Origin of the sequence: Clostridium phoceensis (assembly GCF_001244495.1) — a bacterium.
In the GTDB taxonomy this organism is placed as follows: Bacteria; Bacillota; Clostridia; order Oscillospirales; family Oscillospiraceae; genus Lawsonibacter; species Lawsonibacter asaccharolyticus.
Genome location: NZ_LN866274.1, coordinates 2,900,181 through 2,926,688, shown reverse-complemented (window position 1 = coordinate 2,926,688; position 26,508 = coordinate 2,900,181). Strand labels below are relative to the sequence as shown.

The window sequence follows — 26,508 nt, the reverse complement described above, 5'->3', positions numbered from 1 at the left end:
TGAGTTATATGATTGGCGTAGATGTTGGGGGAACATTTACTGATTTCTCGTTTTTTAATATTGAAACGGGGGCGTTGAGGCATTATAAGCGCAGTTCTACTCCGGAAGATCCGTCCAAGGCCATTATGGGCGGCATTCAGGAGATCCTGAGTGAACAGAGCATTGATACCGGGGAGATTACCTATTTGGCCCATGGAACTACGGTCGCCACCAATGCGCTGATTGAGAAAAAAGGAGCCCGAATGGGGCTTATCACGACTGAAGGTTTTAAAGACCTGATGGAAATCGGGTGGCAGCGCCGCCCGTCACTGTATGACTTGCGTCGTCCCAAGCCGGAGCAGCTTATCCCGCCTGGAATGAACCAGGAAGTTAAGGAGCGTATTCTTCACGACGGCAGTATTTTAACGCCGTTGGACGAAGACAGTGTTCGTAATGCGGTGCGCTTCCTCAAGGAAATGGGTGCAGAGACCATTGCGGTGTGCACATTGTTCTCGTTCATCAATCCTGTTCATGAAGATCGCATCAAGGAGATCATTGAAGAAGAGTATCCGGGAGTGTATGTTTCTGCATCCCACGACTTGGTTGCTGAATTTCGTGAATACTCCCGCATGAGCACTACTATCCTGAACGCATATCTCGGCCCAGTAATGAAAGAATATGTACACAACTTTGAAAATTCTGTCAAGGAAGCCGGTATTACTGTATCGCCTTATGTGACCCAGTCCAACGGTTCGATCATCTCGATCAAAGAGACGGTCGATTGTCCGATTAAGACTGCGGTTTCCGGGCCCTCTGCCGGCGTTATTGGTGCCATTTACATTGGCAAGCAGTGTAATCTGGATAAAATTATTACCTTTGATATGGGAGGTACCAGCATTGATGTCAGCCTGATTGAAAATGGTAAGGCCCAGCTTTCCAATGAACGCACTGTGGAGGGATACCCCGCCCGAATTCCTATGATCGATATTGTGACAGTGGGCGCAGGTGGTGGCTCCATTGCCCAAATTGATGCGGGCGGAGCATTAAAAGTGGGGCCGCGCAGTTCAGGTGCTACTCCTGGGCCCGCATGCTATATGCGCGGTGGTGAGCTTCCCTGTGCCACTGACGCCAATATTATTCTGGGCAAGCTCAACTCCAAGAAAATCTTGGGCGGCAGAATGGATGTTGACATCAAGCTGGCTGAAAAGGCGATCCGCACCCACATTTGTGAAAAATCGAACTTGGATTTGCAGCGGGCTGCGGCAGGAATCGTTTCCGTGATCAATTCCAACATGGTTCGTGCTGTACGAGTCGTAAGTGTTGAACGCGGATATGATCCCAGCGAATTTACCCTTATGGCATTTGGCGGCGCAGGACCTCTGCACGCCTGTGAGGTTGCTAGGGATATGGGAATCAAACAGGTCCTTATTCCCCCCTCTCCCGGCACCCTGTGCTCGTTAGGTCTGCTGATGGCGGATACTAAATTTGATCTCAGCTGTTCAAATCTGACCACTGCAGAGCTAACATCTCTGCCTAAGGTTCGGAAGATCTTTGATAACTTGCTGGACGATGGCAATGCCCTGCTGGATAAGGAGCATGTTGCAGAAGACAGACGCAAGTACGCCTATTCCGTTGACTGCCGCTATCTCCACCAAAACTACGAGATCCCGATCCAGGTAACGGTGCCCTTTGACGAGGCGGCTATGGAGGACATGATCGAGCAGTTCAATCTGGAGCATGAGCATGCGTATGGCTACTGTGATCGGAATATGACAATCCAGATGGTGAACTTCCGTATCAGCGCCATCGGTGTTATGGAGAAGCCCGACTTGGTGGCCGTGGAACTGGAACCTGATGCTCAGCTCCCTGAGCCGATTGAAGTTCGTAAGGTCCTGTTTGACCGCGAGGAGCAGTACATTGACACCAAGGTGTACCAGCGCGGCGAACTGAAAGCCGGTACGACGGTAGAGGGGCCGGCAATTCTGGAGCAGATGGATTCCACCACGGTAATTCCGCCCAATTGGAATGCCTACACAGATGCCCACTACAACCTCATCGCGACTTATCAAGGGGGTGGAGAAGAATGACACGGAAAACAGATGCGGTTATGCTTGAAATCATTGGAAATCAACTCCTCTCCATTGCGGAGGAAATGGGAGTTGCCATCATCAAAAGTGCATATTCCAATAATATTAAGGAACGCCGGGATATTTCTACAGCTATGTTTGATCCCGAAGGTAATATGATTGCTCAGGCCGAACACGTGCCCATGCACCTGGGCTCATTACTTGGGATCATCGGAGAGGTCTTCAAGAAATTCGCAGTCTCTGACATCAAACCTGGCGATATGTTCGTTGGTAACGATCCCTACAATGGAGGAGGGACTCACCTCAATGATATCACCATCGCCGCCCCTATTTTTGCATCCAATGGAAAGCTGATTGGCTGGGCGGCAAACCTTGCCCATCACAGCGATATCGGCGGCAAGGAGCCGGGGTCCACCTGCGGTGATGCTGTAAGTATCTTTCAGGAGGGGCTCAAGATCCCGCTGGTGCGTATTTGCCGCAATGGCGAGCCCATCGCGGATATTGTAGACTTCATTCTCTGCAATTCTCGGATCCCAAACGAGCGCTATGGTGACCTTCAGGCTCAGATCGCTGCCAATCGTGTGGGTGCCCGCCGTCTTCAGGATGCCTATACGCGTTATGGAGACCTGTTGATCGATTGCATGCATGAGCTTCAAAATTATGCTGAGCGCCGTCTGCGCGCCGGTATTCGGAACCTGAAGGACGGCGAGTACAGCTTTATTGATTATATGGATGATGCGGGTGTGGCGTCTCCGGACCCAGTAAAAATCTGTGTAAAGATTACGATTAAAGGCGATGATCTGCATGTCGATTTTGCAGGCACACAAGGACAGGTTTCTGGCCCCATCAATCTCACAAAAAACGGTATGCTGGCCGCAGTATTCTACTCCTTGAAGGCGCTTATTGACCCTGGCACGCCGTCCAACGCAGGCATATATCGGGCGTTTACAGTAGCCGCCGAACCCGGCATGATCTTGAATGCCAAAAATCCTGCTGCCGTCGGCGAGCGAATTGATACGGCAATGCGTATTGCGGATGTTATCTTCGGAGCACTGGCTCCGGCGGCCGGAATTCGCTCCATGTCCGGAAGCAATGGCAGTTGTACAACGGCGTTGTTCAGTGGCTATGATCCTAACGACCCTGAGCAGTACCATGTGTATCTTGAGACCATTGCTGGCGGTGCCGGTGCGCACCGGGATATGGACGGTCAAAACGGTGTACAGGTCCATATGACAAACACCTCGAACCTGCCTGTGGAAGCGCTGGAGATGGAATTCCCGCTGATCATGGTCAAAAAATATGGACTTCGCCCGGACAGCGGCGGCGCAGGTCTGTACCGTGGCGGTCTTGGTATTGAGCGCGTCTATGAGGCGGTAACAGACCATGTAATATATACTGGCCTTGGAGACCGCCAGCGGTTTGAGCCATGGGGGATTGATGGAGGGCATAATGGTGCGGGCGGCTGTTATGATTTGACCCGCAGCGGACAGACGGAATCTCAGCGGCTGACATCCAAATGTACGGGCCTTGTGATGAATCGCGGCGATGTGGTCTGCGTCAGAACGCCTGGAGCTGGAGGTTGGGGGGATCCCAAACGGCGCGATGTACAGAAGGTGCTTGAAGACGTCCTGGAAGGAAAGGTGTCTCCTGGAGCGGCAGCTTCGGAATACGGAGTTGCACTGAAACGTGATAAGATGCTCTGGACTGTGGATGAGGAACAGACTGACGTACTTAGAAATACCCCCTGAAGATATGGGAAGAAAAACCGTCACAGATACTACGGAAAGACGGTTACTAAGACCAACAAGGAATGCCAGATAAACGAAATATCATCACAAAAGGGGAACTGCGGGGGATGGCGAAACACCAGCTTAGCCGTCATCTCATTAAGATAAGCGACAGACCGGACTGCGTGCAAAGCAGTCCGGTCTGTGTTGTTGGCGGACTGCCTGATCTTTTTTATCGTATTGCGTCCTTCATGGTTTTGACATACGCACCGATACAGCCAGGGGCAGCCTTCCCGTGCTGTTCCAGCAGCTTGACGATGGTAGAGCCGACAATCACGCCATCGGCGAGCTCTGCCATCCGCTTGGCCTGTTCCGGCGTGGAGATTCCAAAGCCGATGGCGGCTGGGATATGGGTGTTCTGCCGCACAGTCTCCATCATGGAGGCCAGATCCGTTTTGATCTCGCTTCTGGCTCCGGTGACGCCCAGGGAGGACACCACATAGAGAAACCCATCCGCCTCTCTGGCAATCATGGCGATCCGGTCCTTGGATGTAGGCGCGATGAGGGAGATCAGCTCCACCCCGTACCGCCTGCAAACCGGCAGAAATTCCTCCTTCTCCTCAAAGGGCAGATCGGGGAGGATCAGTCCGTCGATCCCCGTCTCCCGGCAGGCGGAGAAAAAGCGCTCCGCTCCATAGGAGAACACTACATTGGCGTAGGTCATAAAAACCAGAGGTATTGTTACATCACGGCGCAGGTCCCGCACCAGTCCGAAGATCTGGTCTGTGGTGACCCCGTCCTGCAAGGCCCGGAGGTTAGCCCCCTGGATCACCGGCCCCTCGGCGGTGGGGTCGGAGAAGGGAATGCCCAGCTCGATGAGGTCCGCGCCATTTTCCACTGCGGCCCGGACGGCGGCGGCGGTGGTCTCCAGATCCGGGTCGCCGCAGGTAATAAACGGGATAAATGCCTTTCCGCGGGCAAATGCCTGTGCGATCTTACTCATGGAGATCCTCCCCTCTGTATCGGGCGATGGCGGCGCAGTCCTTGTCGCCCCGGCCTGAAATAGTGATGACGATGATCTGCTCCCGCTCCATAGTGGGAGCAAGCTTTATGGCATGGGCCACGGCGTGGGCCGACTCAATGGCAGGGATGATACCCTCCGTCCGGGCCAGATACTCGAAGGCGTTGACCGCCTCCTCGTCAGTGACCGGGACATATTCCGCCCGGCCGATGTCATGGAGGTGGGCGTGTTCCGGGCCGATGCCCGGGTAGTCCAGTCCGGCGGAGATGGAGTAGACCGGGGCGATCTGGCCGTACTGGTCCTGACAGAAGTAAGACTTCATCCCGTGGAAGATGCCCAGCTTCCCGGTGGCGATGGTGGCCGCCGTCTCCGGGGTATCCGCCCCCCGGCCGGCCGCCTCGCAGCCGATCAGCCGGACCTGTTCGTCCCCGATAAAGTGATAGAAGCTGCCGATGGCATTGGAACCGCCTCCCACACAGGCGAGCACCGCGTCGGGCAGCCGCCCCTCCTTCTCCAGAAGCTGTGCCCTGATCTCCCGGGAGATCACCGCCTGGAAGTCCCGGACGATGGTGGGAAAGGGGTGGGGCCCCATCACAGAGCCCAGGCAGTAGTGGGTGTCTTCGATGCGGGAGGTCCATTCCCGCATCGCCTCGGATACGGCGTCCTTCAGCGTGGCCGTGCCCGTCTTTACGGGAACCACCTCCGCCCCTAGAAGACGCATCCGATACACATTGAGGGCCTGGCGGACCGTATCCTCTTCCCCCATAAAGACCACGCACTCCATCCCCATGAGGGCGGCGGCGGTGGCGGTAGCCACCCCGTGCTGCCCCGCCCCCGTCTCGGCGATCAGGCGGGTCTTGCCCATCCGCTTGGCCAGAAGGGCCTGTCCCAGCACATTGTTGATCTTGTGGGCCCCGGTGTGGTTCAGATCCTCCCGCTTCAGATAGATCTTCGCCCCGCCCAGATCCTCCGTCATCTTTTTGGCAAAATACAGCCGGGATGGTCTGCCCGCGTATTCATTGAAAAGCTCGGTGAGCTCCCGGTTGAAAGCTTCGTCGTTCTTGTAGTGATCGTATGCCGCTTCCAGTTCAATGACCGCGTTCATCAGCGTCTCGGGGATATACTGTCCCCCGTGGACGCCGAAGCGTCCCTTTGGATTGGTCATGCTCTCGCTCCCTTTCTGACTGCGGCCACAAAGGCCGCCATTTTTTCAGGATCCTTGCCCCCATCCGTCTCAATACCGGAGCTGACGTCCACCGCATAGGGGTGAAGCCGCTCCACCGCTTCTTCCACATTCTCCGGTCCCAGTCCGCCGGCCAGGAAATAGGGACGCCGGAGCTGCCGGAGCATACTCCAGTCAAAAACGGTTCCCGTACCCGCACCGGCATCCAGCAGGATATGGTCAGCAGCACTGGCCTCGGCGCGGAGGACATCCTGAACCGTGGCGATCCGGAATGCCTGGATAATGGGCTTTGGGGTAAGCATCCGCAGCCGGTCAACATAGTCCCCGCCCTCGCTGCCGTGAAGCTGGGCCAGGTCGATCACACCGCGGTTCAGCAGGCGGGCCACTGTCTCTGCTGTCTCGTTGACAAATACGCCCACCGCCTGAATGTTCGGGTCCAGTAATTCCTTCAATTCAGCGGCCCCTTTGGGTGCGATATATCGTTTGCTTTCAGGGGCAAATACAAATCCGATATACTCCGGCCTCAGCTGATTTGCGGCCAGAATATCCCGGGGGCGGGACAGGCCGCACAGCTTGATTTTTGTCATGCTCCGCCTCGCAGTCCGGCCAGAGCGGCCTTTTTATCGGCCGCCCGCATCAGAGTTTCTCCAATCAGGACTCCGTCCGCTCCCAGCTCTCGGAGCACTGCGACGTCTCCGGCGCTGCGGACGCCGCTTTCGGAAACAAACAGCACCTCGCGGGGGATCAGCGCCCTGAGCCGGCGGCTGTTGTCCGGGTCCACAGAGAAATCCTTCAGGCTGCGGTTGTTCACCCCGATGATCCGCGCCCCTGCCCGGAGGGCAGTTTCCGCCTCCGCCTCGTTGTGGACCTCCACCAGTGCGGACAGGCCCAGCTCATCGCAGGTGTGCAGGTACTCCCGGATCTGCCGCTCCGTCAAAATGGCACAGATCAGCAGGACTGCCGACGCCCCCAGCACCTTCGCCTCATAGATCATGTATTCGTCTACGGTAAAGTCCTTCCGCAGGCAGGGGATGGAGGCCGTCCGGGCGATCTCCTGCAAATGCCGGCCGCTGCCCAGAAACCATTTGGGCTCAGTGAGCACTGAGATGCAGTCTGCACCCGCCGCCTCATAGTCCAGTGCAATTTGCAGGTAGGGATACTCCGGGGCGATGAGTCCCTTGGAGGGCGAGGCCCGCTTGCACTCACAGATGAAAGAGAGTCCGTCTTTTCTCAGGGCTTTCTCAAACCCATAATCTCCTTTGGGGAGAGAAAGGGCCTGCAGACGCAGCTCCTCCAGAGGGACAGCGCTCTTGGACGCCGCCACCCGCTCCCGGGCATGGCCGGCCAGCTGGTCCAGTATGGTCATGCCTCCACCTCCGGGCCGTTGCTGACCGCGATCAGCCGCTCCAGTAGGGCGGCGGCCTTTCCTGTATCAATGAGCTCCGCCGCCAGGGCCACGCCGTCCTTCATGCTATCGGCTTTGCCGCCGATGTACAGGGCCGCCCCGGCATTGAGCAGCACCGCGTTCCGCTTGGCGCCCCGCTCGCCATTCAAAATAGCCCGGGTGATGGCGGCGTTCTCCTCCGGCGTCCCGCCCTTCAGCTCCTCTTTTTTGCAGCGGTCAAAGCCAAAATCCTCCGGGGTGATGACCGAGGACTTGAACCAGCCGTCCCGGATCTCGCAGACGGTGGTGGGCGCACTCAGGGAGATCTCGTCCAGCTTGTCCTGTCCATATACCACCATGCCCCGCTTGATCCCCAGATTGATGAGCACCTGTGCCAGGGGCTCCACCAGATAGTCGTCATAGACGCCCAGCAGCTGCCGGACCGGCGTCCCGGGGTTGGTCAGCGGGCCGAGGATATTGAATACCGTGCGGAAGCCCAGCTCCTTGCGGATGGCTCCCACATATTTCATGGAGGTGTGGTAATCCTGGGCGAAGAAAAAGCACATTCCCACGTCCCGGAGCAGCTCCACGCACTTTTCGGGGCGCTGGTGGATATTGACCCCCAGTGCCTCCAGACAGTCCGCCGTGCCGCACAGGGAGGAGGCCGCCCGGTTTCCGTGCTTGGCCACCTTCATGCCCCCTGCCGCCGCCACCAGGGCGGCGGTGGTGGAGATGTTGAAGCTGCCGGCGTTGTCTCCGCCGGTGCCCACGATCTCAAAGAGCTCCATGCCGGTCTCCACCTTGACGGCGTGGCCCCGCATGGCGGCGGCGCATCCGGCGATCTCGTCGGTGGTCTCCGCCCGGGCGCTCTTGGTGGAGAGGGCGGCAAGAAAGGCGGCGTTCTGGGTGGGGGTGGTCTGGCCGCCCATGATCTCATTCATCACGGTGTAGGCCTCCTCATAGGTGAGGTCCCCTTTATTGACGATTTTGACGATAGCTTCTTTGATCATGGTTTACATCTCCTTTATGAAGTTTTGCAGCATGGTTTTCCCGTCGGGCGTCAAAATGGACTCCGGGTGGAACTGCACGCCGTAGATTGGATACGCCCTGTGCTGTACCGCCATGACCTCTCCGTCCTCGGTTCTGGCAGTGATTTTCAGGCACTCCGGAAGGGTTTCGGCGTCCGCCGCCAGGGAGTGATACCGCCCCACAAGGGCTGTTTCCGGACAGCCCCGGAACAGCGGGCAGTCCAGATCGAATCGGACCTGGGACTGCTTCCCGTGCATCAGCGCCTTGGCGTAGGTAATGGAGGCGCCAAAGGCGGCGCAGATGGCCTGGTGCCCCAGACAGACCCCCAGAATGGGGATCTCATGCCCCAGGGCGGTCACCACCTCCATGGTGATTCCCGCGTCCTCCGGCCTCCCCGGGCCGGGGGAGAGGATGATCCGTTCCGGCTGGAGCGCCCGAATTTCTTCTGCGGTCATCTCATCATTGCGGATGACCCGGATATTCGGCTCGAATTCCCCAACAAGCTGGTACAGATTGTAGGAAAAGCTGTCATAGTTGTCGATCAGCAGGATCATAGCTCCGCCTCCTGTGCAAGCTCCAGCGCCCTCAGGGACGCCCGCGCCTTGTTCATACATTCCTCAAATTCCTGCTCCGGGACCGAATCGGCCACGATCCCGGCTCCGCTTCTCACAAACACCCTGCCGTTCTTCTGATAGGCGATCCGGATGGCGATGCAGGTGTCCATATTCCCGGTGAAGTCGATGTAGCCGATGGCCCCGCCGTAGATGCCCCGCTTGTTGTTCTCCAGCTCTGCGATCAGCTGGCAGGCCCGGAGCTTAGGCGCTCCGGAGAGGGTCCCGGCGGGCAGCACCGCCTCGATGGCGTCCAGCGCGTCCTTGTCCTCCCGGAGCTCTCCCCGTACGGTGGAGCCGATGTGCATGACATGGGAGAAGCGCTCAATGGTGTGGAACTTCTCCACCTGGACCGTACCGAACCGGCTGATCTTCCCAAGATCGTTCCGCCCCAGATCCACCAGCATATTGTGCTCCGCCAGCTCTTTCTCATCGGAGAGCAGCTCTGTCTCCAGAACCTGGTCCTCCTCCGGGGTCTTTCCCCTGGGCCGGGTGCCCGCGAGAGGGAAGGTGTGGAGCACGCCGTTTTCCAGCTTGACCAGAGTCTCCGGCGACGCCCCCGCCACCTCCACATCTGTTCCGGAAAAATAGAACATATAGGGGGAGGGGTTAAGGGTGCGTAGCACCCGGTAGGTGTTGAACAGGCTGCCCTCAAAGGGGGCCGACAGGCAGTTGGAGAGGACGATCTGAAAAATATCCCCTTCCCGGATGTGGACCTTGGCCTGCTCCACCATTCGGCAGAAGTCCTCCCGGCCGAACAGCGGCGTCACCGGGCCCAGGAGCCGCCCGGCACGGTCCTGCTTCTTTGCTCCGGTCCGCAGCAGCTCCACAAGCTGTCTGAGCTCCAGCACCGCCTTGTTGTAGCTGGTCTCCGGCTCGTCCAGGGACATATTGACCATGAGAATGAGCTTCTGCCGCAGATGGTCAAAGGCAATGACCTTGTCAAAGAGCATCAGATCAAGATCCCGAAATTCCTCGCTGTCCTCCACCTCCGCCCGGACGGACGGCTCGCTGTACCCCAGATAGTCATAGGAGAAGTATCCCACAAGCCCGCCGGTGAAGGGAGGGAGATGGTCAAAGCGGGGGCTTTTGTGCTCCTCCAGGACCTGACGCAGGTAAGCGGATGGGTCCGCCGTTGGGAAGTGAAGGCATCCGGCCCGCATCTCCCCGTTCCTGCAGGTGATCTCCAGACTGGGATCAAAGCCCAGGAAGGTGTAGCGTCCCCAGGTCTCATGGCTGGCTGCGGACTCCAGCATATAGCAGTGGGTGGAAACCTGCTTCAGGATGCGCATGGCTTCTATGGGCGTGGTGAAGTCAGACAGGATCTCACAGCTCACCGGCAGCACCCGGTATCGTCTGGCGGAAGCGATCTCCTGGACTTTCTCCAATGTGGGAACGATCTGCATGGTCTGCACCTCCAAATAAAAATACTCCTCTGGCGTTTCTGCCAGAGGAGCAAAAAATCGTCCTTGACAGAAACTACGGTCTGTCAAGGACGAATAAAACACATTATCCGCGGTGCCACCTTGATTCACGGCATGACCCGTGCGCTTAGCGGGATACCAACATATCCCCGGCAAATGACGTCTGCCTGCAACGTCGCAGCATACTCTGTGAATCTCACATTTGACTGCGCCCTCAGCGGTCCATTTGACAACTTGTTTCTTACCTGACTCTCAGCACCACAGGCTCTCTGTAAAGGCATGATTGCCGTTATCTCCGCTTCAACGGTTTAGGATATTAAATTTTTTATCACTATACTACTATGCCCTCTACTTGTCAAGGGCTATTATAAAAAATTCCCCACGAACGTGTATTGTATTCCTACAAATACGCAACAGCAACTTTTTAATTACCCCTTGACTTAGTAGGAAAATGGTGGTATAACATTATACATACCAATTCCGTGGGTAAAAGGAGCCGGTTATGCAAAAACACTTTTTCAGACTTCTGCGGAATAACTTCCGTTTCGGACGAATGTGTTATCTGTTCTTCCTAGCAAAATAAATCATGGGACAGAAAGGAACACAACTATGTCTGATTACAAATTTGAAACGCTCCAACTCCATGTGGGCCAGGAGCACCCTGACCCTGCATCTGATGCCCGTGCGGTTCCCATCTACGCTACCACTTCTTATGTATTTCATAACAGTCAGCACGCAGCAGATCGCTTTGGTCTGGCTGATACAGGCAACATCTATGGCCGCCTGACCAATTCCACCCAAGGTGTTTTTGAACAGCGCATTTCCGCATTGGAGGGCGGCGTTGCCGGTCTGGCTGTCGCCTCTGGCGCCGCCGCGATCACCTATACCATTCAGGCGCTTGCAAAACAGGGAGAGCACATTGTAGCACAAAAGACCATCTACGGCGGCACCAGTAATCTGTTGGCCCACACCTTGCCACTCTACGGCATCAACTCCAGCTTTGTGGATGTCCACGACCTCGCCGCCGTGGAACATGCGATCCAGCCCAACACCAAGGCCATCTACATTGAGACCCTGGGCAACCCCAACAGTGATATTCCTGACATTGACGCCATTGCTGACATTGCTCACAAATATGGACTGCCGCTGGTAATCGATAATACATTCGGCACCCCCTATCTGATCCGTCCCATTGAACACGGCGCTGACATTGTGATCCACTCCGCCACCAAGTTCATTGGCGGCCACGGCACGACCCTGGGCGGTATCATTGTGGACGGCGGCAGCTTTGATTGGGCGGCAAGCGGAAAATACCCCTGGATCAGCGCAGCGAATCCCAGCTACCATGGCGTAAAGTTTACAGAGGCTGCGGGAAAGGCCGCTTTTGTTACCTATATCCGCGCAATCCTGCTGCGGGACGAGGGTGCCTGCATCAGTCCCTTTGCGGCTTTTCTGCTGCTTCAGGGTACGGAAACCCTGAGTCTCCGGCTGGAACGTCATGTGGAGAACGCAAAGAAAGTGGTGAAATACCTGACTTCCCATCCCCAGGTGGAAAAAGTCAATCATCCTTCTCTGCCGGAACATCCGGATCACGCGCTGTACGAAAAGTATTTTCCGAACGGCGGCGCTTCCATTTTTACATTCCAAATCAAGGGCGGACGGGAGGATGCCTTCCGGTTTATTGACAATTTGAAGATTTTCTCTTTGCTGGCCAATGTAGCGGACGTCAAAAGTTTGGTGATTCATCCAGCTTCCACCACACACAGCCAGCTGACGGAGGAGGAACTGGAGAACGTGGGAATTTACCAGAATACCATCCGTCTTTCCATCGGCACAGAGCACATTGATGACATTATCGCAGATCTGGAGCAGGCGTTCCAGCGTGTCAAGGAGGTATGACCATGGCAAACATTTATACTTCTGCTGACCAGCTCATCGGCAAGACGCCTTTGCTGGAGCTTACCCATATTGAAAGATTCGAGGGCCTGGAAGCCAGGATCTTGGCAAAGCTGGAATACCTCAACCCCGCCGGATCTGTTAAGGATCGTATTGCGAAAGCCATGATCGATGATGCCGAAGCGAAGGGATCGCTGAATACCCGGTCAGTTATTATTGAACCTACCTCCGGCAACACGGGAATTGGCCTGGCATCTGTTGCCGCGGCAAGGGGCTACCGCATCATCCTTGTCATGCCCGACACCATGAGCGTGGAGCGCCGCCAGCTGATGAAGGCGTATGGCGCGGAGCTGGTGCTCACCGAGGGGGTGAAGGGAATGAAGGGAGCCATTGCCAAAGCAGAGGAGCTGGCAAAGGAAATTCCGGACAGCTTTATTCCCGGCCAATTCGTCAACCCGGCAAACCCCGCCGCGCACCGCGCCACTACTGGCCCGGAGATCTGGGCAGATACCGACGGCGAGGTGGATATCTTTGTTGCCGGTGTGGGTACGGGCGGCACCATTACCGGTGTGGGCGAATATCTCAAGAGTCGGAACCCCGCTGTCAAGGTGGCAGCGGTGGAGCCGGCGGCCTCTCCGGTCCTTTCTCAGGGAGTGGCCGGAGCCCACAAGATCCAGGGCATCGGCGCAGGCTTTGTGCCAGACAACCTGAACGCCGAGATCTATGATGAAGTCCTGGCAGTGTCCAATGAGGATGCCTTTGAATATGGCAGACGTGTGGGACAGCAGGAGGGAGTGCTGGTGGGCATCTCGTCCGGCGCCGCTGTCTGGGCTGCTGTAGAGCTGGCAAAGCGCCCCGAAAACAAGGGTAAGACCATTGTGGCCCTGCTGCCGGACACCGGCGACAGATACCTTTCCACTCCCATGTTTGCAGATGAAAGACCGAGGAGTATATTATGATTTACGCAGACAATGCTGCAACCACCAAAATGAGCAAGGCGGCTATCGATGCTATGCTGCCCTATATGGAAGAATATTACGGCAACCCTTCCAGCCTCTACGCCTTTGGACAGCAGGCCAAGGAAGCGCTGGAAAATGCCCGGAGCCGGATCGCGGCCTGCCTCCATGCCGATCCGCGGGAGGTCACGTTTACCTCCGGAGGTAGCGAGGCGGATAACCAGGCCATTATGACCGCCGCTGCGCTGGGGATGCGCAGAGGCAAAAAGCATATTGTTTCCACGGCGTTTGAACACCATGCCGTTTTGCATACCCTGGAAAAATTGAAAAAGCAAGGCTTTGAGGTCACCCTTCTGGATGTACACAATACAGGACTTTTGAGGCCGGAGCAGGTGGCTGAAGCCATCCGGGAAGACACCTGCCTTGTGACCATCATGTATGCAAACAACGAGATCGGTACTATTCAGCCCGTCACAGAGATTGGGGCTATTTGCCGGGAGAAAGGCGTGCTGTTTCATACAGATGCAGTACAGGCGGCGGGACACCTGCACATTGATGTAAAAGAACAGAACATCGATATGCTCTCCCTTTCCGCACACAAATTTCACGGTCCGAAGGGAATCGGTGCTTTGTATGCCAAGCGCGGTATTATCCTGGAAACTATAATCAACGGCGGCGCGCAGGAGCGCGGAAAACGCGCGGGTACAGAGAATATCCCTGCCATCATGGGCATGGCAGCGGCGCTGGAAGAAGCCTGTGCGGCCATGGACGAGCACAGCGCAAAACTAACGGTCCTGCGGGAGCGGCTGATCCATGGATTGGATCAGATTCCTTATAGCGAACTGAACGGCGATCACAAACATCGGCTGCCCGGTAATGTGAATTTCTGTTTTGAGGGCATCGAAGGTGAATCGCTCTTGCTTCTGCTGGATGACAAGGGTATCTGCGCTTCCTCCGGCTCCGCTTGTACAAGCGGCTCTCTTGATCCCAGTCATGTGCTGCTGGCGATCGGCAGACCCCACGAGGTCGCCCATGGTTCTCTGCGGCTCAGCCTCGGCGAGGACATGACAGAAGCAGATATCGATGAGATCATTCTTGCCGTCACAGATGTGGTAAACTATCTGCGGAATATCTCTCCTTTCTGGAGAGATTTGGTCAATGGTAAACGGCCCCACATATTTGAAAGATAAGAGGTGTGTCTATGGCTTTGTATAGCGATAAAGTAATGGATCATTTCCGAAATCCTCGGAATGTAGGTATCATAGACGATGCAGACGGTGTTGGAGAGGTTGGTAATCCTGTCTGCGGGGACATTATGAAGATCTATCTGAAGATCGCGGATAACACCATTACCGATGTGAAGTTTGAAACATTCGGCTGCGGCAGCGCCATTGCTTCCAGTTCTATGGCAACAGAGCTGATTAAGGGCAAATCGTTGACCGATGCCCTTGCACTGACCAACAAGGCCGTTACTGAAGCATTAGATGGACTTCCGGCTCATAAACTCCATTGCTCTGTATTGGCGGAGGAGGCTATAAAAAAGGCGGTTAAGGATTATTACGATAAAAATGGCATTCCTTATGACCACAGCCTGTTCCCGGATTGTGAGCATTGTGCTCACTGCAGCAGGTGAAAGCTTGATCGCTATGAGCGGCGGTGTTGACAGCAGCGTCGCCGCTCTGCTGACACAGAATAGAGGCTATGACTACGTTGGATGCACCATGAAGCTATTTGATGATCCATCTACGGAAACTGCTCGGAGCCGAACCTTTTGTGCTCTGGAAGATGTGGAGGATGCGCGAAGTGTTGCGTTCAGAACAGGAGTGCCCTATTATGTGTTTAATTTTAGAGATAACTTCCGCAGTAAGGTAACTGAAAAAAACATCCAAAGCTAATATTCAAAAGACCATAGACTTTGCTGCCACCTGTTAGGGTATGGAAAGAATGCAGAGATATCAAAAGTTTGAATGGTTGACCATCGCTTTAGATAGCCAAATATGCAGAGCCTATATACCGTAAAAGATACTATCAGCAGAAAGAGAGCTAACTGACGAATCAAGATCAGTTAGCTCTCTTTTTATGAATCATGAAAAAATGTTGCAAAATCGTTGGAACAGAAGGCCTTAACCCCTCAAAAACCTAGTAAAATCAGGCTTTTCTAGGCTTCTGAACTTATTCCCACTCGTTGTTGGGCATCGTGTTTAACGGATTTTGCTTCATAAATTTGATACCTCATTTTTTTGATTATTTGATGTGTCCATATTATCCAGCCTATACGATGGGCTGTTATCAAATTGTTATCGGTGGTGATAACGGGGGGTAGCAGGGTTGTTGTTTTCTCTGGTGGTTTACAACTACATTTTACCACGAAAGGCAGGGAAATGCAATAACCATCCTTGCTGTGGCGTATCAAGGAATCTTACTGAACATATGGCGCACCTTATCCAAACGGCTGTTTGGACGACGGGGCTGGATGACTGGCTCGCCGACAGTGGCCTGATACCCTTTCAGTTCCGTCAGGCACACGCTCCGCCCGTTGGTGTAAAAGGCCAAATCAGTACGGTATGCCTGTATGCAACGGGCGGGAATCTCGCCAGTAAAGACAACTTCATCCTTTTTTATCTGGGCCGTTTCGATGGTGGCACAGTATTTCGGCGCATCATGATAAGCCCTGGAAAGGTATTCCTGGGGCGCATAGAGGGTGAAGGAGAGATAAGGTTCCAGCAACTGCGTCCCAGATTTCTTCAATGCCTGTTCCAATACAATCGGGGCCAATGAGCGGAAGTCCGCCGGCGTACTGACCGGGCTATAGTAAAGTCCATATTCAAAGCAAATCTTACAGTCCGTTACGTTCCAGCCACACAAGCCTTGCCCCAAACCGTAACGGATACCATCCATGACAGCGTTTTGAAAACTCTGGTTCAGGTATCCCAGGGAAACCCGGCTCTCGTATTTTACACCGGAGCCAAGCGGGAGCGGTGTAACAGACAGTCCGATAGATGCCCAAAACGGGTTAGGCGGCACCTCGATATGGATGGTGTGACTGGCCACTTTGAGCGGCCGCTCTAAATAAATGACGGTGGGTTCCTTCACTGCTGTTTCAATCTTGTATTTTTCCGTCAGCAAAGCGGAAACAACCTCCAACTGCATCCGACCCAAAAAAGAAAGAATGATCTCATGGGTGGTGGAATCCACCTCGTAGTGCAAAAGCGGGTCAGTATCCGCAATTTGCGTAAGAGCGTCCAGCAACCGGTCTCTTTGCTCTGCCGTTTTTGGCGTAATCGTCGTCCGCAGCATAGGGAAGGGAACATCACTCCACATTTCACGAGGAAGTTGGGTTTTGTCCCCCAATATATCGTTTAATCTCAAGCTGTCGCTGGGAAGGATGACAATTTCGCCCTTATGGGCGGTATCTGTCCGAACAATCTCCCCTTTGGATGGAATACGCATCTCTGTGATTTTCAGCTTTTCTCTCCCGGCCAGGGCCACCGTATCCCGCAGACGCAGCGTTCCGCTGTATAGCCGCAGATAGACAAGCCTCTGGCCGCAATCTGTATACTCCACCTTAAAAACTCTACCGCACAGGGCGGCGCTCCCCTGTTCCTTGGTCGATTGGAACAGCCCTATCACCGCATCCATCAACTGTTGAATGCCAAGGCCGTTTTTGGCGCTACCATGATAGACCGGGAGCAGGGAGGCGTCTTGAACTCGCCGCTGTTCTTCTTGCGCAAGTTCTTTCTGACTGATTGATTCTCCTGCGATATACTTTGCCAATAACTCATCGTTATTTTCGATGACCGAATCCCACACCTCTGCACTAGTGTTTTCTGTCAGAGTTATTTTCGAGGACAGCGACACTGTCTGCTTGATGATAATATCAGCGGAGAGCTTATCCCGAACAGACTGATATACGCTCTCCAAATCAATGCCAACCTGGTCGATCTTGTTGATAAAGATAATGGTGGGGATGTTCAATTTCCGTAGGGCATGGAACAGAACACGGGTCTGGGCCTGCACGCCATCTTTAGCGGAGAGCACCAAGATGGCCCCGTCCAAAACAGCCAGAGAGCGGTATACCTCTGCCAAGAAATCCATGTGGCCGGGAGTATCCACAATATTGACTTTACAACTGTGCCACTGGAAAGAAGTGACTGCCGTTTGAATGGTAATTCCACGCTGCCGCTCCAAAAACATAGTGTCCGTTCTCGTTGTCCCTTTTTCGACGCTCCCCGGCTCTGAAATGGTTCCGCTGGCATACAGCAGGCTTTCTGTCAGTGTCGTCTTGCCCGCATCTACATGGGCAAGAATCCCGATATTGATAATGTTCATGTCTATCCTCCATACAAGGCCCAAAAGGGCGCAAAAATCCCCAGCGGCAAATACTTTTACCGCTGGGGATCATGACTTCGGATACATAGAAACGCATTCAGCTAACATGAGCCGTTATCCGTCACGATATTTGATAAAAAGGCAAAAGCATTCTTAAATTGGGTACAAAAACCAAGCCCCTGCAAGGGGCAATTATTTTTGTGCCCATTATCAAATTTTATTTAAGAATACCTTGCCGCATGTTGAATAGACTCCTCAAATCAGGATGACAGCAGTATAGCATAGCACACTCTAAAATGCAAGAAGTTTTTACCCGCTGTCCCAAATAAATCAGGAGGGCATTCACCGGGACACCCTCCGATTTGGGGCCTCATGCGCAAATAATTTCTGTGTCCACGATTTCCGCCGCACACGCCCGAATATTGTTAGTCCCTCTGCAACTCATACCACAGACCGTTGCCCTCGTCAAAGATGTACTTTTCCATGAAATTACCTCCATTTTTTGTGATTATCGTGCGCCTACCCTCATTTTTGACCTTGCACCCCATTTCCGCTCCTTTTCGACCTGTTCCTGCTGGTAAGCTGCCTCCAGTATCCTGTCCGCCTGTTCCGGGCCAATGGCCCGTCTGACCCGCTCATAGTCCCTGACTTGCCCTTTCAAGCCGTCCCTCTCGGCACAAACCTCATAAATCCTGGCTGACAGGGAGCCGTTCTTACTGACCTCACGATCATAGGCGCTCTGCAACCGCTCAAACTTGCTCTTGAGGTCGAAGTAGGCCCGGTAGACGGAGCGCAGCACCTTGACGATCTTCTCCCAAAGGGGCTTGGCCTTTTTCTCCCGGTAGGACTTGGCCGATTCCAGCGGCCCCGCCTCCGGCAGCGTCCGCTCCGGGTCGTCGGAGAAGTCCGCCGCCAGTTTCTCCATGCCCTTGAGCAAGGGCGCTACATCGTCCAGCTTAGCCCTGGCCTGGGCCGCTTTCTTCTCAGCTGATGCTGCCTCCTTATTCTTTTTGTCGGCCTCAACCTGGGCCAGCGCCGACACCTCTTGAAGCTGTGCAAGCCGTTCCTGCTCACGCTCCGTCTTGAACTGCGTAACAGTCAAATGTTCTTCGGAACTACCACGTTCCCCACGCTCTACATCGTCATAGCCAGCGGAGCGCATATGCTCAAAGAAATCATCTTGCAGGACACTGTACGACTTTCGTAGAACGGGTTTGCCCTTAGCTGTGCGTAACGGCTCCCCGGTGGTTTCGTCCAGAATGGGCTTGGACGCCCACTTCTTGCTCATGCTCACCTGCATGATCGTTTCCTTGACCTTGCCCACCAGGGACTTGTCCTTGCACCGCTTTGTCCAGCGTATCTCCTTCTCCACTACCGGGATATAAACCACATGGAGGTGGTAGTGGTACACGTCCTCCCCCAGCGCCTCGGACATGGCCCGGTTGCGCTCGTCAGCGTGCATGACCGCCGACAAAATATACTGCTCTCCGCCCACGATTTTGATTGCGGCTTTGTATGCTTCGGTGTAAAATTGTTTTGCAAAGTCATAGCCGCCGTGGTTGTAGAAGTAAGCGGAGTTTACGTCAAAGACCAGCTCACCATATCGAAAGGCATCCTCCTTGATACCACGAGTGGAAATCACGCCATCAGCCTCCATTCGAGCAAACATCTCTCGATACCCGGCAGACGGGGTTTTGAAATGGACATTGAGCGGCGTCCGCTCCAGTACAATGTCCTGATTGACATAGGAATCCTTCTCACGCTCGTTGTGCTGCTGGGTGTTACCGATCTTGGTTTCGGTCAGCCTCATATTTCTTGCGTTGGTACGGTCAATACCGTCGCCTCTCGCCATAGGCAAAAATCCTCCTGTTTCAGATGTTGGGTTGTTGAAAGAGGACGGGGGTTCGGGGGAGGCACTTCCTGCGGGAAGTGTAATAACCCACTATGACACTTTCATCCCTTCGGTCTGCAAAGTGTCGTGGGCTCTCCGAGGGGGTGTGGGGGCTTTGCCCCCGGCAACTGCGGTTGCCTCCCCCAGCAGGGCCGCCCTTTGAAAAGGGCACCCTGCACCCCGCCTAAACTTTGCTGCTCCCCGTGACAGCCGTGACGACCGTGACGATGTTTCAGACACCGCCGCCACTCTCAAAAAAGCCGTCACAGCCGTCACGGTCGTCACGCCTGGGACGGTTCCAGCGTCAGGCTGATACTTCTCCCGGCGTGGCTCCTGCTGTTCTCATAGCGGATGTGGTAGTCTGTCAGCAGCTTCCCGGCCCGGACGTTTAGCCGCATCGCCAGGGCGTTGGGCTTCATGTCAGTCTGGAGCGCCGCTACCAGCTCGGTGGCCGTACCACCCCAGGTCGGCTTCTCCACCGTCACAAGGGCGGCTATGGCCTCCAGCACCGGGTCGGGCGGCTCTGTCCATGCCTCCGTTTCCGTACGCTCCAGCGTCCATATCAGCCGTTCCTTGTCCTTGGTAAGATAGAATCGCTGGTCTTGCTGGTCACGCCCGGCCACGTCCAGAACGGCGCTGCCGTCTGTCCGCTTCTCCTTTTGAAGAAGAAAGGCCCCGTCCGCCGCTCCGAGCAGGCCGTTGGTGCCGGAAATCATATCGAACTTATCATCGGCCTGTTGTTTGCGGGTGTGATGTACCAGCAGGAGGCAGACGCCGCAATCATCGGCAAGGCGTTTCAGTTTCCCCACCACTTCGTAATCATTGGCATAGCTGTACTTATCCCCGCCAGCCTCCCGGATTTTCTGGAGAGTGTCAATGATAATCAGCTTGGTGTTCGGGTGTTCCCGGACGAACTTCTTTAGCTGTTCCTCCAGGCCAACGCCAAGCTGTTTGGCGTAGACCGCAAAGAGCAGATTGTCGGTGCCCTCTGTGCCGAACATTCGGTATAGCCGCCCCTGCAAGCGGCGGTGGTCGTCCTCCAACGCCAGGTAGAGGACAGTCCCCTTGTGAACAGGATAGCCCCACAGGGGGAGGCCCATGCTGACATGGTAGGCAAGCTGAGCCATCAGGAACGACTTGCCCACCTTGGGCGCTCCCGCAAAGAGGTATGTCCCAGGGTAGAGCAGACCGTCAATGACGGGCGGTCTGCTCTGGTAGATGTTCTGGTAAAGGTCGTTCATAGAAACCGTGTGGAGGTAGGCCGGGTCGCTCATGCGCCGCATATCTCGGAGCATTTCTTCCAAACTTTCCTCTTGGGGGTTGTTTTCAGCCGTTTCCTCTGCTATACTTTTGGCAGTTGTTTGTGAAATGGGCTGTTCCCCGTCTGTTGGCGCAGACGGAACCGGGACAGTCCTTTTCGTTTCTCTGGAATCCATCAATCTATCAATCCTCCTTCATGCCGCCCATGATAGCGGCGATCATCCGAATGGTGTCCAGCAGCTCGCTGTCCACGTTGGCCCCGTCCCTGATCCGCCACAGCTCGGCCAGCACAGTGGCCAGTTCGTCCCGCAGGGCCTTATACACCCTGGGATTGCCCTGCACTACCACGTCCCGGCACAGGAGCCGCTTGGTGATGTAGTCTTGCTTCGTCAGGCCAGAGAGCCGCACAGCGGCGTCGATCTGCTCGTTTTCCTCCGGGGATACCCGGAAGGCCACGGTCTTGTTCCTCCAGCGGTTGTGAGTGTCCAAATTCTTAGCTGACATTACGCTCCCATCCTTTCAAAGTCCAGTTTGTCCGCCATCTCCGTCTGCTTGGACGGAAACAGGTGGGCGTAGCGGTAGGTGATCTCGATACTCTCATGCCCCACGCGGTCAGCAATCGCCACAGCGGAGAAGCCCATGTCAATCAGAAGTGAGATGTGCGAATGCCGGAGGTCGTGGATTCTGATACGCTTGACCCCTGCCGACTTCGCCCCTCTGTCCATCTCATGGTGGAGATAGCTTTTCGTGATGGTGAAAATGCGCTCCTTCTTCTTGATGCCGTAGAGCATCCCCAGGTAGTCCTTCATCTCGTCACAGAGGAAGTTGGGCATTTTAATGGTGCGGTTGCTTTTCTTCGTCTTTGGCGTGGTAATGACGTCCTTGCCGTGGAGCCGCTGATAGGACTTGCTGATTTTCACCGTCCCGGCCTCAAAGTCAAAGTCTGCCGGGGTCAGGGCCAGCAGTTCCCCCTCCCGAATACCACACCAGTAGAGCATTTCAAAGGCGTAGTAGGAAACGGGCTTGTCCATCATGGCGTCCGCAAACTTCTGGTACTCCGCTTTCGTCCAGAACAGCATTTCCTTCCGTTCCTCTGACCCCATGTTTCCAGCCTTGGCGGCGGGATTGGAGCGCAGCTCATAGAAGCGGACGGCGTGATTGAAGATGGCGCTAAGCTGGTTGTGCAGGGTTTTGAGATAGGTAGCCGAATAGGGCTTGCGCTTCTCGTCCCGGTAGGCCAGCAACTCGTTCTGCCATGCGATCACGTCCTTGGTGGTGATCTCGCTAATCTTCCGCTTGCCAAAGTAGGGCAGAATTTTCTTCTGGATGATGTTCTCCTTGGTCAGCCAGGTGTTCTCCTTGAGCCGGGGTTTCACATCCTTGGTGTAAAGCTCGGTAAAGGCTTCAAAGGTCATATCCAGGTCGCCGGAGGTCTGCATCTGGAAACTGCGCTCCCACTCCTGGGCCTCCCGTTTGGTGGCAAAGCCACGCTTGCACTTCTGTTTGCGCTCCCCCGTCCAGTCCTGATACCGCACCATGACGTACCATGTTCCTCTTGCTTCGTCCTTAAAGACTGGCATTTAGTTCCCTTCCTTTCTGGCCCCGTAGAGCCGTTCGTTGAAATACTGGCGGTTGACCCGCCCTGCGATGGTGATGAAGCCCTTGTCCTTCAATTCTTCGTTGAGCTGCCGGATGAGTTTATAGGCGTAGGGCTTCGATACACCCAGCTCGTCCGCAACTTCTTCCGCCCGGATGAATCTGTTCTCCATATGGATTCCTCCTTTCTTTTGATTTAACGCTATTTGCTTAACGTAGTCCTATTATACTAACTCTATTCCGTTATGTCAAGACCTTCCAACGAGAAAATATAAACAAATTTATTTATTTTTCTCTTGACTGGTCTAAACATATCTGTTATACTTCAAGTGTCCCCATTACATAGATTGGAGTTGGCAGTTATGGCGATTGGTGAACGTATTCGTTTCTTCCGCAACATGAAGGGCATCACACAGAAGTATCTTGGCATGGTGGTGGGTTTCCCGGAACGCTCCGCCGATGTGCGTATGGCACAGTATGAAACCGGGAGCCGCACCCCCAAGGCCGACCTGACAAAGACACTGGCTGACTTCTTTGATATTTCCCCTGATGCCCTGACCGTCCCTGACATAGATACCGACATCGGCCTGATGCACACCCTCTTTGCTTTGGAGGATATTCGGGGGCTGACTATTGGGGAGATTGACGGCGAGGTTTGTCTGCGTCTGGACAAATCCAAAGGCAAGACCTATACCAATATGCTTGATATGCTGTCCGCCTGGGCGGAGCAGGCCAAGAAGCTGGAGGCCGGGGAGATCACCAGGGAAGACTATGACCGCTGGCGGTACAACTACCCCAAGTACGACACCACTCACCGCTGGGCCAAAGTCCCCTCCAAAGAGTTGAGCGATTTTCTGGTAGAAGCGTTCCGGGACAGGCTTGACATAGACGAATAGACAGCAAAAGCCCTTACCGACGTTGCCATCGGTAAGGGCTTTCTAATATGGTTGTCCTCACTTATAAGCCGTAAAAAAGCATTCTTTACCCGCAATCCAGTGGGAATATAGAATGATACGGTATATGGGGAGCGTTATCAAATCGTTATCAAAAGAGAGATATAAAACCGTAAAATCGTTGTGCCACAACGGGTTCGGAGTTTCAAAAAATCACTCCCACTCGATTGATGGGGGCTGTTTCGCCTTATTTTTCGCGGTATTTCGGTCTATCTGCCTGTCCTGTGTTGCGGTGTTTCTCCATAGTCTCCACCGCTTTCAGGCGGCGTAATGCCAAAACAATTCCACGCGCAGATTATACCACGGTCAGGTAGGACAGCGCAACCCAGGACGTGATTTCCTTGAGAAGCGCCTCCTGGACCCCCTTGTGGGTGGCGATCTGCTTCACGGTGTACCGGCGGTTCTTGCCGCTCACGTAGTCCGGGACCTTGGCCCCTCTGGAGGTGGCGAGGCCGCCGTAGACGGCCCCGGCCTGGATGGTGACGGTGCTGCCCACCGTCACGGCCTTGGACGCCGTAGAGCTGCTGGTGCCGTTCTTGGTGGCGTAGTCCAAAGAAATCCACCCGGCTCCGCTCTTGAGCTTGCCCCACTTGGAAGCGCCGGTGCCGCCGGCCTCCGCAACGATGGTGTAGACGCCGGGGTTGATAGCGCCCTTGCTGCCGTAGTTGGTGCCGGGGCCGGAACGGATATTGAGGTCCGTCGCTGTCACTTTCACCGTGTAGTTTACGGCTGTCTGAGCGCTGCCGGATGCGCCGGTGCCGGTGCTGGGGCTGGTGGTGCTGGAGCTGCCACCCAGCCGCTTCGTGACCTCGGCGGCAATCTCGCCGTGGAGGTTGTAGAGGTAATCGCCGGGGCAAGACTTGTTCGCAAACCAGCGGTGAACGGTCATCACCATCTCCCCGGACTTGGGGGCATAGGCAAGGGTCTTCGCCTTGTCCCCGAACCAGAGCAGCTTCTTGGCCCCGTTCCGGCGGCAAATATCCGTCACAAGGTCCAGCAGCGCGGCATAGGCCGCCGCCGTGACCTTGTAGGGGGCCTTGTTCTCGCTGGCCGTCTCAATGGTAATGGCGCGGTGGTCGTTGGAGGAGCTGGAGGTACACCAGCTCCGGTCCTTTTCCTCCACGCACAGGCCGATGGAGCCGTCATAGCCCACAACGTAGTTGCAGGACGCTTGCTTGCTGGAGGGCTGGAAGACCTCACACCCGCGCTTAGCGGTCACTTGGCCGACGAAACAATGGATGCTGATGGTGTCGATTTTATGATTGCGGGGACTGTTCTTGTTGGGGCTGATGAGGGTATAGGTCGCAAGGCTGCTGTTACTCATGGTTGGTTTCCTCCTTGTCCTCGCTGACTTCGGTAGTGGTCTCAATGGCGATGCCCTCCAGAGGGATGATGCCCTGGGTCAGCTCATAGACGGCGGCCTCGATGAGCGCGTCAAGCTCATTCTCATTCACAGTGACGCCGCGCTCTTTCAGCCAGGCAATAACGTACTGCTTCTTCTCTTCTCCGTGCCCGCTGCCCTTGAAAATCTGCTCAGCAGCGGAGACGGCGATTTTGACCCAGGCGTTGATTTCCGCCTGCTGGGATGCCGTGGTCTTGGACTTGATGAACGGGATGAGCACACAGGTAACGATGACGCCGATCAGAGCGGCCACAGCTTCGATGATAGGGGTGATGTCGTACATGATAAATCCTCCTTGTTTTTATCCGAGTGTAGGTCCGCTGGTGTCGGACCCGCCCTCTGTGTTGTTGGTTTGGAATGGGTTTCCGTCAGCGTCCAGCCCGTGGCGGTTTCGACTGACTTTTTCGGTGGTGGATGCCGCCGCATAGCTCACCAGATAGCCGATGCAGGCGGTAAAGATGGTGGTGGTAACATCGCTCGCGGTCTGCTTGTCCAGGTAGGCGAGGATGTAGGAAGCTACGGCGGTGGCCGTGGCAATAAGGACGGCCCACGCAGCGAGCTTCTTTTTGAACTCCCATGGGCGGCGCGTCTTGGCGCGTTTCCCCTCATACTTACCAGCCATAGCGTCCCCCTCAGTCCATCAAGGAGGAAACGCCTTGCCGGGTGAGGAAGTCCTTTTGCTTGTGTTTGATGTCGGCGGCGTAGTCCAGGGCGTCGTGCATATCCCCGTTACAGTGGGCGTCGGGGATGCGCTGGACGGCCCTTGCAGTCGCTTCCCCCAGGGCAATAGCGGCATTGGTCCCCTGGACAACCAGGACGAAGAGGTCCTTTTGGCCCTGTTCCTGGGCCGCCTGTTCCTTTTCCCGCTTGTCGATACGGCGCTCCAGACGCCAGATGATAAGGCCCATGATCGCGCTCGGAATACCCATAGCCGCGACAAAAGCAAGCACCATCTGGCCCAGGCCGATGTTTACTTCCATTGGTCTCACCCCTTTACTCCGTCACGACCTTGTAGTAGTCGTCCAGGAGCGCCGGGGGCGCCCAACCATCCTGCTTGGTGAAGACACGCAGGACCTCATACTCCGTGCCGTCGTGGGTGAAATGGTCGCCTACCTGGAACGTGTGATTGGCCTCCAGTTCATCCCAATCCGGGACATTCCCCGGCTCCGGCCCCGGTTCTGGTTCCGGCTCCGGCTCTACTTCTTCGTAGAGCTTGTACTCAGAGGGGACCAGGTGGGGGTAGTGCGGCTCATAGAGCGTGACGCCCGCCTCCTTGATGGGGGTATAGAGCTTCTGGTCCACGGGGTCCCGGCGCACCGCTCCGTAGGGGACGTGCTCGCCCCACATGAAGTCCAGATACCCTCCGGGTTCCTCCGGCTCGCTACGAAGCGGACGGAACAACGTCCGCCCGCCCACGGTTCCAGGTGCCCAATCCGCCTGCGCCTGGTGCTGCGTGGTGCAGATGTAAAGCTCGCTGTCCGGCCCCACGATAGGCTCATCCTTGAAGATGGTCCCCATGGTGGCACTCCAGATGCGGGTGCCGTCCGCCGCCGCGATGATTTTCAGCTCGGCGTCGGTGTAGTCTCCGCTCTCAACCTGTCCGGCGCGGATGAGGTTCGCCCGCGCCCGGTTCACATGAAGCTCCGGGAGGCCAGGGCCGCCCATCTCCACCAGAGCGTCATGGGTGGCAAGGATGGCTGCCCACAGCTCATAGGTGTCCACGCTCTTTTCCTGCTTCTGGTAGGCGCGGGCTTCGTCAAGACTTCTCATAGTCATTCCC

26 protein-coding genes are annotated in these 26,508 nt (G+C 55.4%); 8 read left to right on the top strand and 18 right to left on the bottom strand.

The genetic code is table 11. From position 1 onward, the window contains the following. The first annotated feature begins 8 nt into the window (after positions 1 to 8). Together BN1969_RS15140 and BN1969_RS15135 are read left to right on the top strand one after the other, a co-directional pair. Positions 9 to 2,066 (top strand): hydantoinase/oxoprolinase family protein, encoded by a 2,058-nt coding sequence (locus BN1969_RS15140; protein ID WP_242850409.1) that lies wholly within the window; start codon positions 9 to 11, stop codon positions 2,064 to 2,066. Next, a complete protein-coding gene (locus BN1969_RS15135) occupies positions 2,063 to 3,814 on the top strand; it encodes a hydantoinase B/oxoprolinase family protein (RefSeq protein WP_050625040.1) in 1,752 nt (583 codons plus the stop codon). Before BN1969_RS15140 ends, BN1969_RS15135 begins: the two co-directional genes overlap by 4 nt. A gap of 211 nt (positions 3,815 to 4,025) precedes the next feature. Here the strand turns inward: BN1969_RS15135 and trpA are convergent, their stop codons facing one another. Genes trpA through trpE form a run of 7 tightly spaced genes read right to left on the bottom strand, consistent with a single transcriptional unit; the run spans position 4,026 to position 10,427 of the window. Continuing rightward, positions 4,026 to 4,796, bottom strand: a complete 771-nt coding sequence (gene trpA, locus BN1969_RS15130) for a tryptophan synthase subunit alpha (RefSeq protein ID WP_050625039.1) — start codon at positions 4,794 to 4,796, stop codon at positions 4,026 to 4,028. Then, positions 4,789 to 5,979, bottom strand: a complete 1,191-nt coding sequence (gene trpB, locus BN1969_RS15125; protein WP_050625038.1) for a tryptophan synthase subunit beta — start codon at positions 5,977 to 5,979, stop codon at positions 4,789 to 4,791. Before trpB ends, trpA begins: the two co-directional genes overlap by 8 nt. Continuing rightward, positions 5,976 to 6,584, bottom strand: a complete 609-nt coding sequence (locus BN1969_RS15120; RefSeq protein WP_050625037.1) for a phosphoribosylanthranilate isomerase — start codon at positions 6,582 to 6,584, stop codon at positions 5,976 to 5,978. The genes trpB and BN1969_RS15120 overlap by 4 nt, the downstream gene beginning before the upstream one ends. Then, on the bottom strand, positions 6,581 to 7,363 hold the full coding sequence (gene trpC / locus BN1969_RS15115) for an indole-3-glycerol phosphate synthase TrpC (protein WP_050625036.1): 783 nt from the start codon (positions 7,361 to 7,363) through the stop codon (positions 6,581 to 6,583). Before trpC ends, BN1969_RS15120 begins: the two co-directional genes overlap by 4 nt. Continuing rightward, positions 7,360 to 8,391: an anthranilate phosphoribosyltransferase gene (trpD, locus tag BN1969_RS15110; RefSeq protein WP_050625035.1), complete on the bottom strand. Its 1,032-nt coding sequence runs from the start codon at positions 8,389 to 8,391 to the stop codon at positions 7,360 to 7,362. Before trpD ends, trpC begins: the two co-directional genes overlap by 4 nt. Before the next feature lie 3 nt (positions 8,392 to 8,394). After that, positions 8,395 to 8,964, bottom strand: a complete 570-nt coding sequence (locus BN1969_RS15105; RefSeq protein WP_050625034.1) for an anthranilate synthase component II — start codon at positions 8,962 to 8,964, stop codon at positions 8,395 to 8,397. Further along, positions 8,961 to 10,427 carry an anthranilate synthase component I gene (gene trpE / locus BN1969_RS15100; protein WP_050625503.1) on the bottom strand — a complete coding sequence of 489 codons (1,467 nt, stop codon included), beginning with the start codon at positions 10,425 to 10,427 and terminating at the stop codon, positions 8,961 to 8,963. The genes BN1969_RS15105 and trpE overlap by 4 nt, the downstream gene beginning before the upstream one ends. Before the next feature lie 627 nt (positions 10,428 to 11,054). On the opposite strand from trpE, the gene BN1969_RS15095 reads away from it, so the two are divergent. The 5 genes from BN1969_RS15095 to BN1969_RS17335 are packed head-to-tail and all read left to right on the top strand — an operon-like array spanning position 11,055 to position 15,192. Then, entirely contained in the window at positions 11,055 to 12,344 is a 1,290-nt protein-coding gene (locus BN1969_RS15095; RefSeq protein WP_050625033.1) for an O-acetylhomoserine aminocarboxypropyltransferase/cysteine synthase family protein, read from the top strand. Positions 12,345 to 12,346: 2 nt separating this feature from the next. Further along, entirely contained in the window at positions 12,347 to 13,300 is a 954-nt protein-coding gene (cysK, locus tag BN1969_RS15090; protein WP_050625032.1) for a cysteine synthase A, read from the top strand. Then, entirely contained in the window at positions 13,297 to 14,487 is a 1,191-nt protein-coding gene (gene nifS / locus BN1969_RS15085; protein ID WP_082203621.1) for a cysteine desulfurase NifS, read from the top strand. The genes cysK and nifS overlap by 4 nt, the downstream gene beginning before the upstream one ends. Before the next feature lie 11 nt (positions 14,488 to 14,498). Further along, entirely contained in the window at positions 14,499 to 14,930 is a 432-nt protein-coding gene (gene nifU / locus BN1969_RS15080) for a Fe-S cluster assembly scaffold protein NifU (protein WP_050625030.1), read from the top strand. A 13-nt stretch (positions 14,931 to 14,943) separates the two neighbouring features. Continuing rightward, on the top strand, positions 14,944 to 15,192 hold the full coding sequence (locus BN1969_RS17335; RefSeq protein ID WP_272867241.1) for an adenine nucleotide alpha hydrolase family protein: 249 nt from the start codon (positions 14,944 to 14,946) through the stop codon (positions 15,190 to 15,192). Between the two features lie 514 nt (positions 15,193 to 15,706). Here BN1969_RS17335 and tet read toward each other — a convergent pair. The 6 genes from tet to BN1969_RS15050 all read right to left on the bottom strand — a co-directional run bounded on the left by tet (position 15,707) and on the right by BN1969_RS15050 (position 22,546). Next, complete coding sequence (gene tet / locus BN1969_RS15075; protein ID WP_050625029.1) at positions 15,707 to 17,626, bottom strand: TetM/TetW/TetO/TetS family tetracycline resistance ribosomal protection protein; 1,920 nt, start codon at positions 17,624 to 17,626, stop codon at positions 15,707 to 15,709. Between the two features lie 508 nt (positions 17,627 to 18,134). Beyond that, positions 18,135 to 19,478, bottom strand: coding sequence for a plasmid recombination protein (locus BN1969_RS15070; protein WP_031583917.1), 1,344 nt, complete (start codon positions 19,476 to 19,478; stop codon positions 18,135 to 18,137). A 320-nt stretch (positions 19,479 to 19,798) separates the two neighbouring features. Further along, positions 19,799 to 20,953, bottom strand: coding sequence for a helicase RepA family protein (locus BN1969_RS15065; protein ID WP_019541683.1), 1,155 nt, complete (start codon positions 20,951 to 20,953; stop codon positions 19,799 to 19,801). 7 nt (positions 20,954 to 20,960) lie between these two features. Then, a complete protein-coding gene (locus BN1969_RS15060) occupies positions 20,961 to 21,281 on the bottom strand; it encodes a plasmid mobilization protein (protein WP_016412726.1) in 321 nt (106 codons plus the stop codon). Further along, complete coding sequence (locus tag BN1969_RS15055; protein WP_016412725.1) at positions 21,281 to 22,357, bottom strand: site-specific integrase; 1,077 nt, start codon at positions 22,355 to 22,357, stop codon at positions 21,281 to 21,283. Before BN1969_RS15055 ends, BN1969_RS15060 begins: the two co-directional genes overlap by 1 nt. Beyond that, the gene (locus tag BN1969_RS15050) at positions 22,358 to 22,546 is read right to left on the bottom strand and encodes a helix-turn-helix transcriptional regulator (RefSeq protein WP_016412724.1); all 189 of its coding nucleotides are present in this window, start codon (positions 22,544 to 22,546) and stop codon (positions 22,358 to 22,360) included. A 189-nt stretch (positions 22,547 to 22,735) separates the two neighbouring features. Between BN1969_RS15050 and BN1969_RS15045 the strand changes: the two genes are divergently transcribed. After that, positions 22,736 to 23,269, top strand: a complete 534-nt coding sequence (locus BN1969_RS15045) for a helix-turn-helix domain-containing protein (protein ID WP_016412723.1) — start codon at positions 22,736 to 22,738, stop codon at positions 23,267 to 23,269. A 352-nt stretch (positions 23,270 to 23,621) separates the two neighbouring features. On the opposite strand, the gene BN1969_RS15040 is transcribed toward BN1969_RS15045, so the two are convergent. From BN1969_RS15040 to BN1969_RS15020, 5 genes are read right to left on the bottom strand one after another with little or no spacing between them, the layout of a single operon-like run. Next, positions 23,622 to 24,650, bottom strand: coding sequence for an N-acetylmuramoyl-L-alanine amidase (locus BN1969_RS15040; RefSeq protein ID WP_050625028.1), 1,029 nt, complete (start codon positions 24,648 to 24,650; stop codon positions 23,622 to 23,624). Further along, complete coding sequence (locus BN1969_RS15035; protein ID WP_050625027.1) at positions 24,643 to 25,011, bottom strand: phage holin, LLH family; 369 nt, start codon at positions 25,009 to 25,011, stop codon at positions 24,643 to 24,645. Before BN1969_RS15035 ends, BN1969_RS15040 begins: the two co-directional genes overlap by 8 nt. 18 nt (positions 25,012 to 25,029) lie before the next feature. Then, a complete protein-coding gene (locus BN1969_RS15030; RefSeq protein WP_050625026.1) occupies positions 25,030 to 25,350 on the bottom strand; it encodes a hypothetical protein in 321 nt (106 codons plus the stop codon). 10 nt (positions 25,351 to 25,360) lie between these two features. Further along, positions 25,361 to 25,708 (bottom strand): serine/threonine protein kinase, encoded by a 348-nt coding sequence (locus tag BN1969_RS15025; protein ID WP_242850356.1) that lies wholly within the window; start codon positions 25,706 to 25,708, stop codon positions 25,361 to 25,363. 13 nt (positions 25,709 to 25,721) lie between these two features. Further along, complete coding sequence (locus BN1969_RS15020) at positions 25,722 to 26,498, bottom strand: hypothetical protein (RefSeq protein WP_050625025.1); 777 nt, start codon at positions 26,496 to 26,498, stop codon at positions 25,722 to 25,724. Positions 26,499 to 26,508 lie beyond the last annotated feature (10 nt).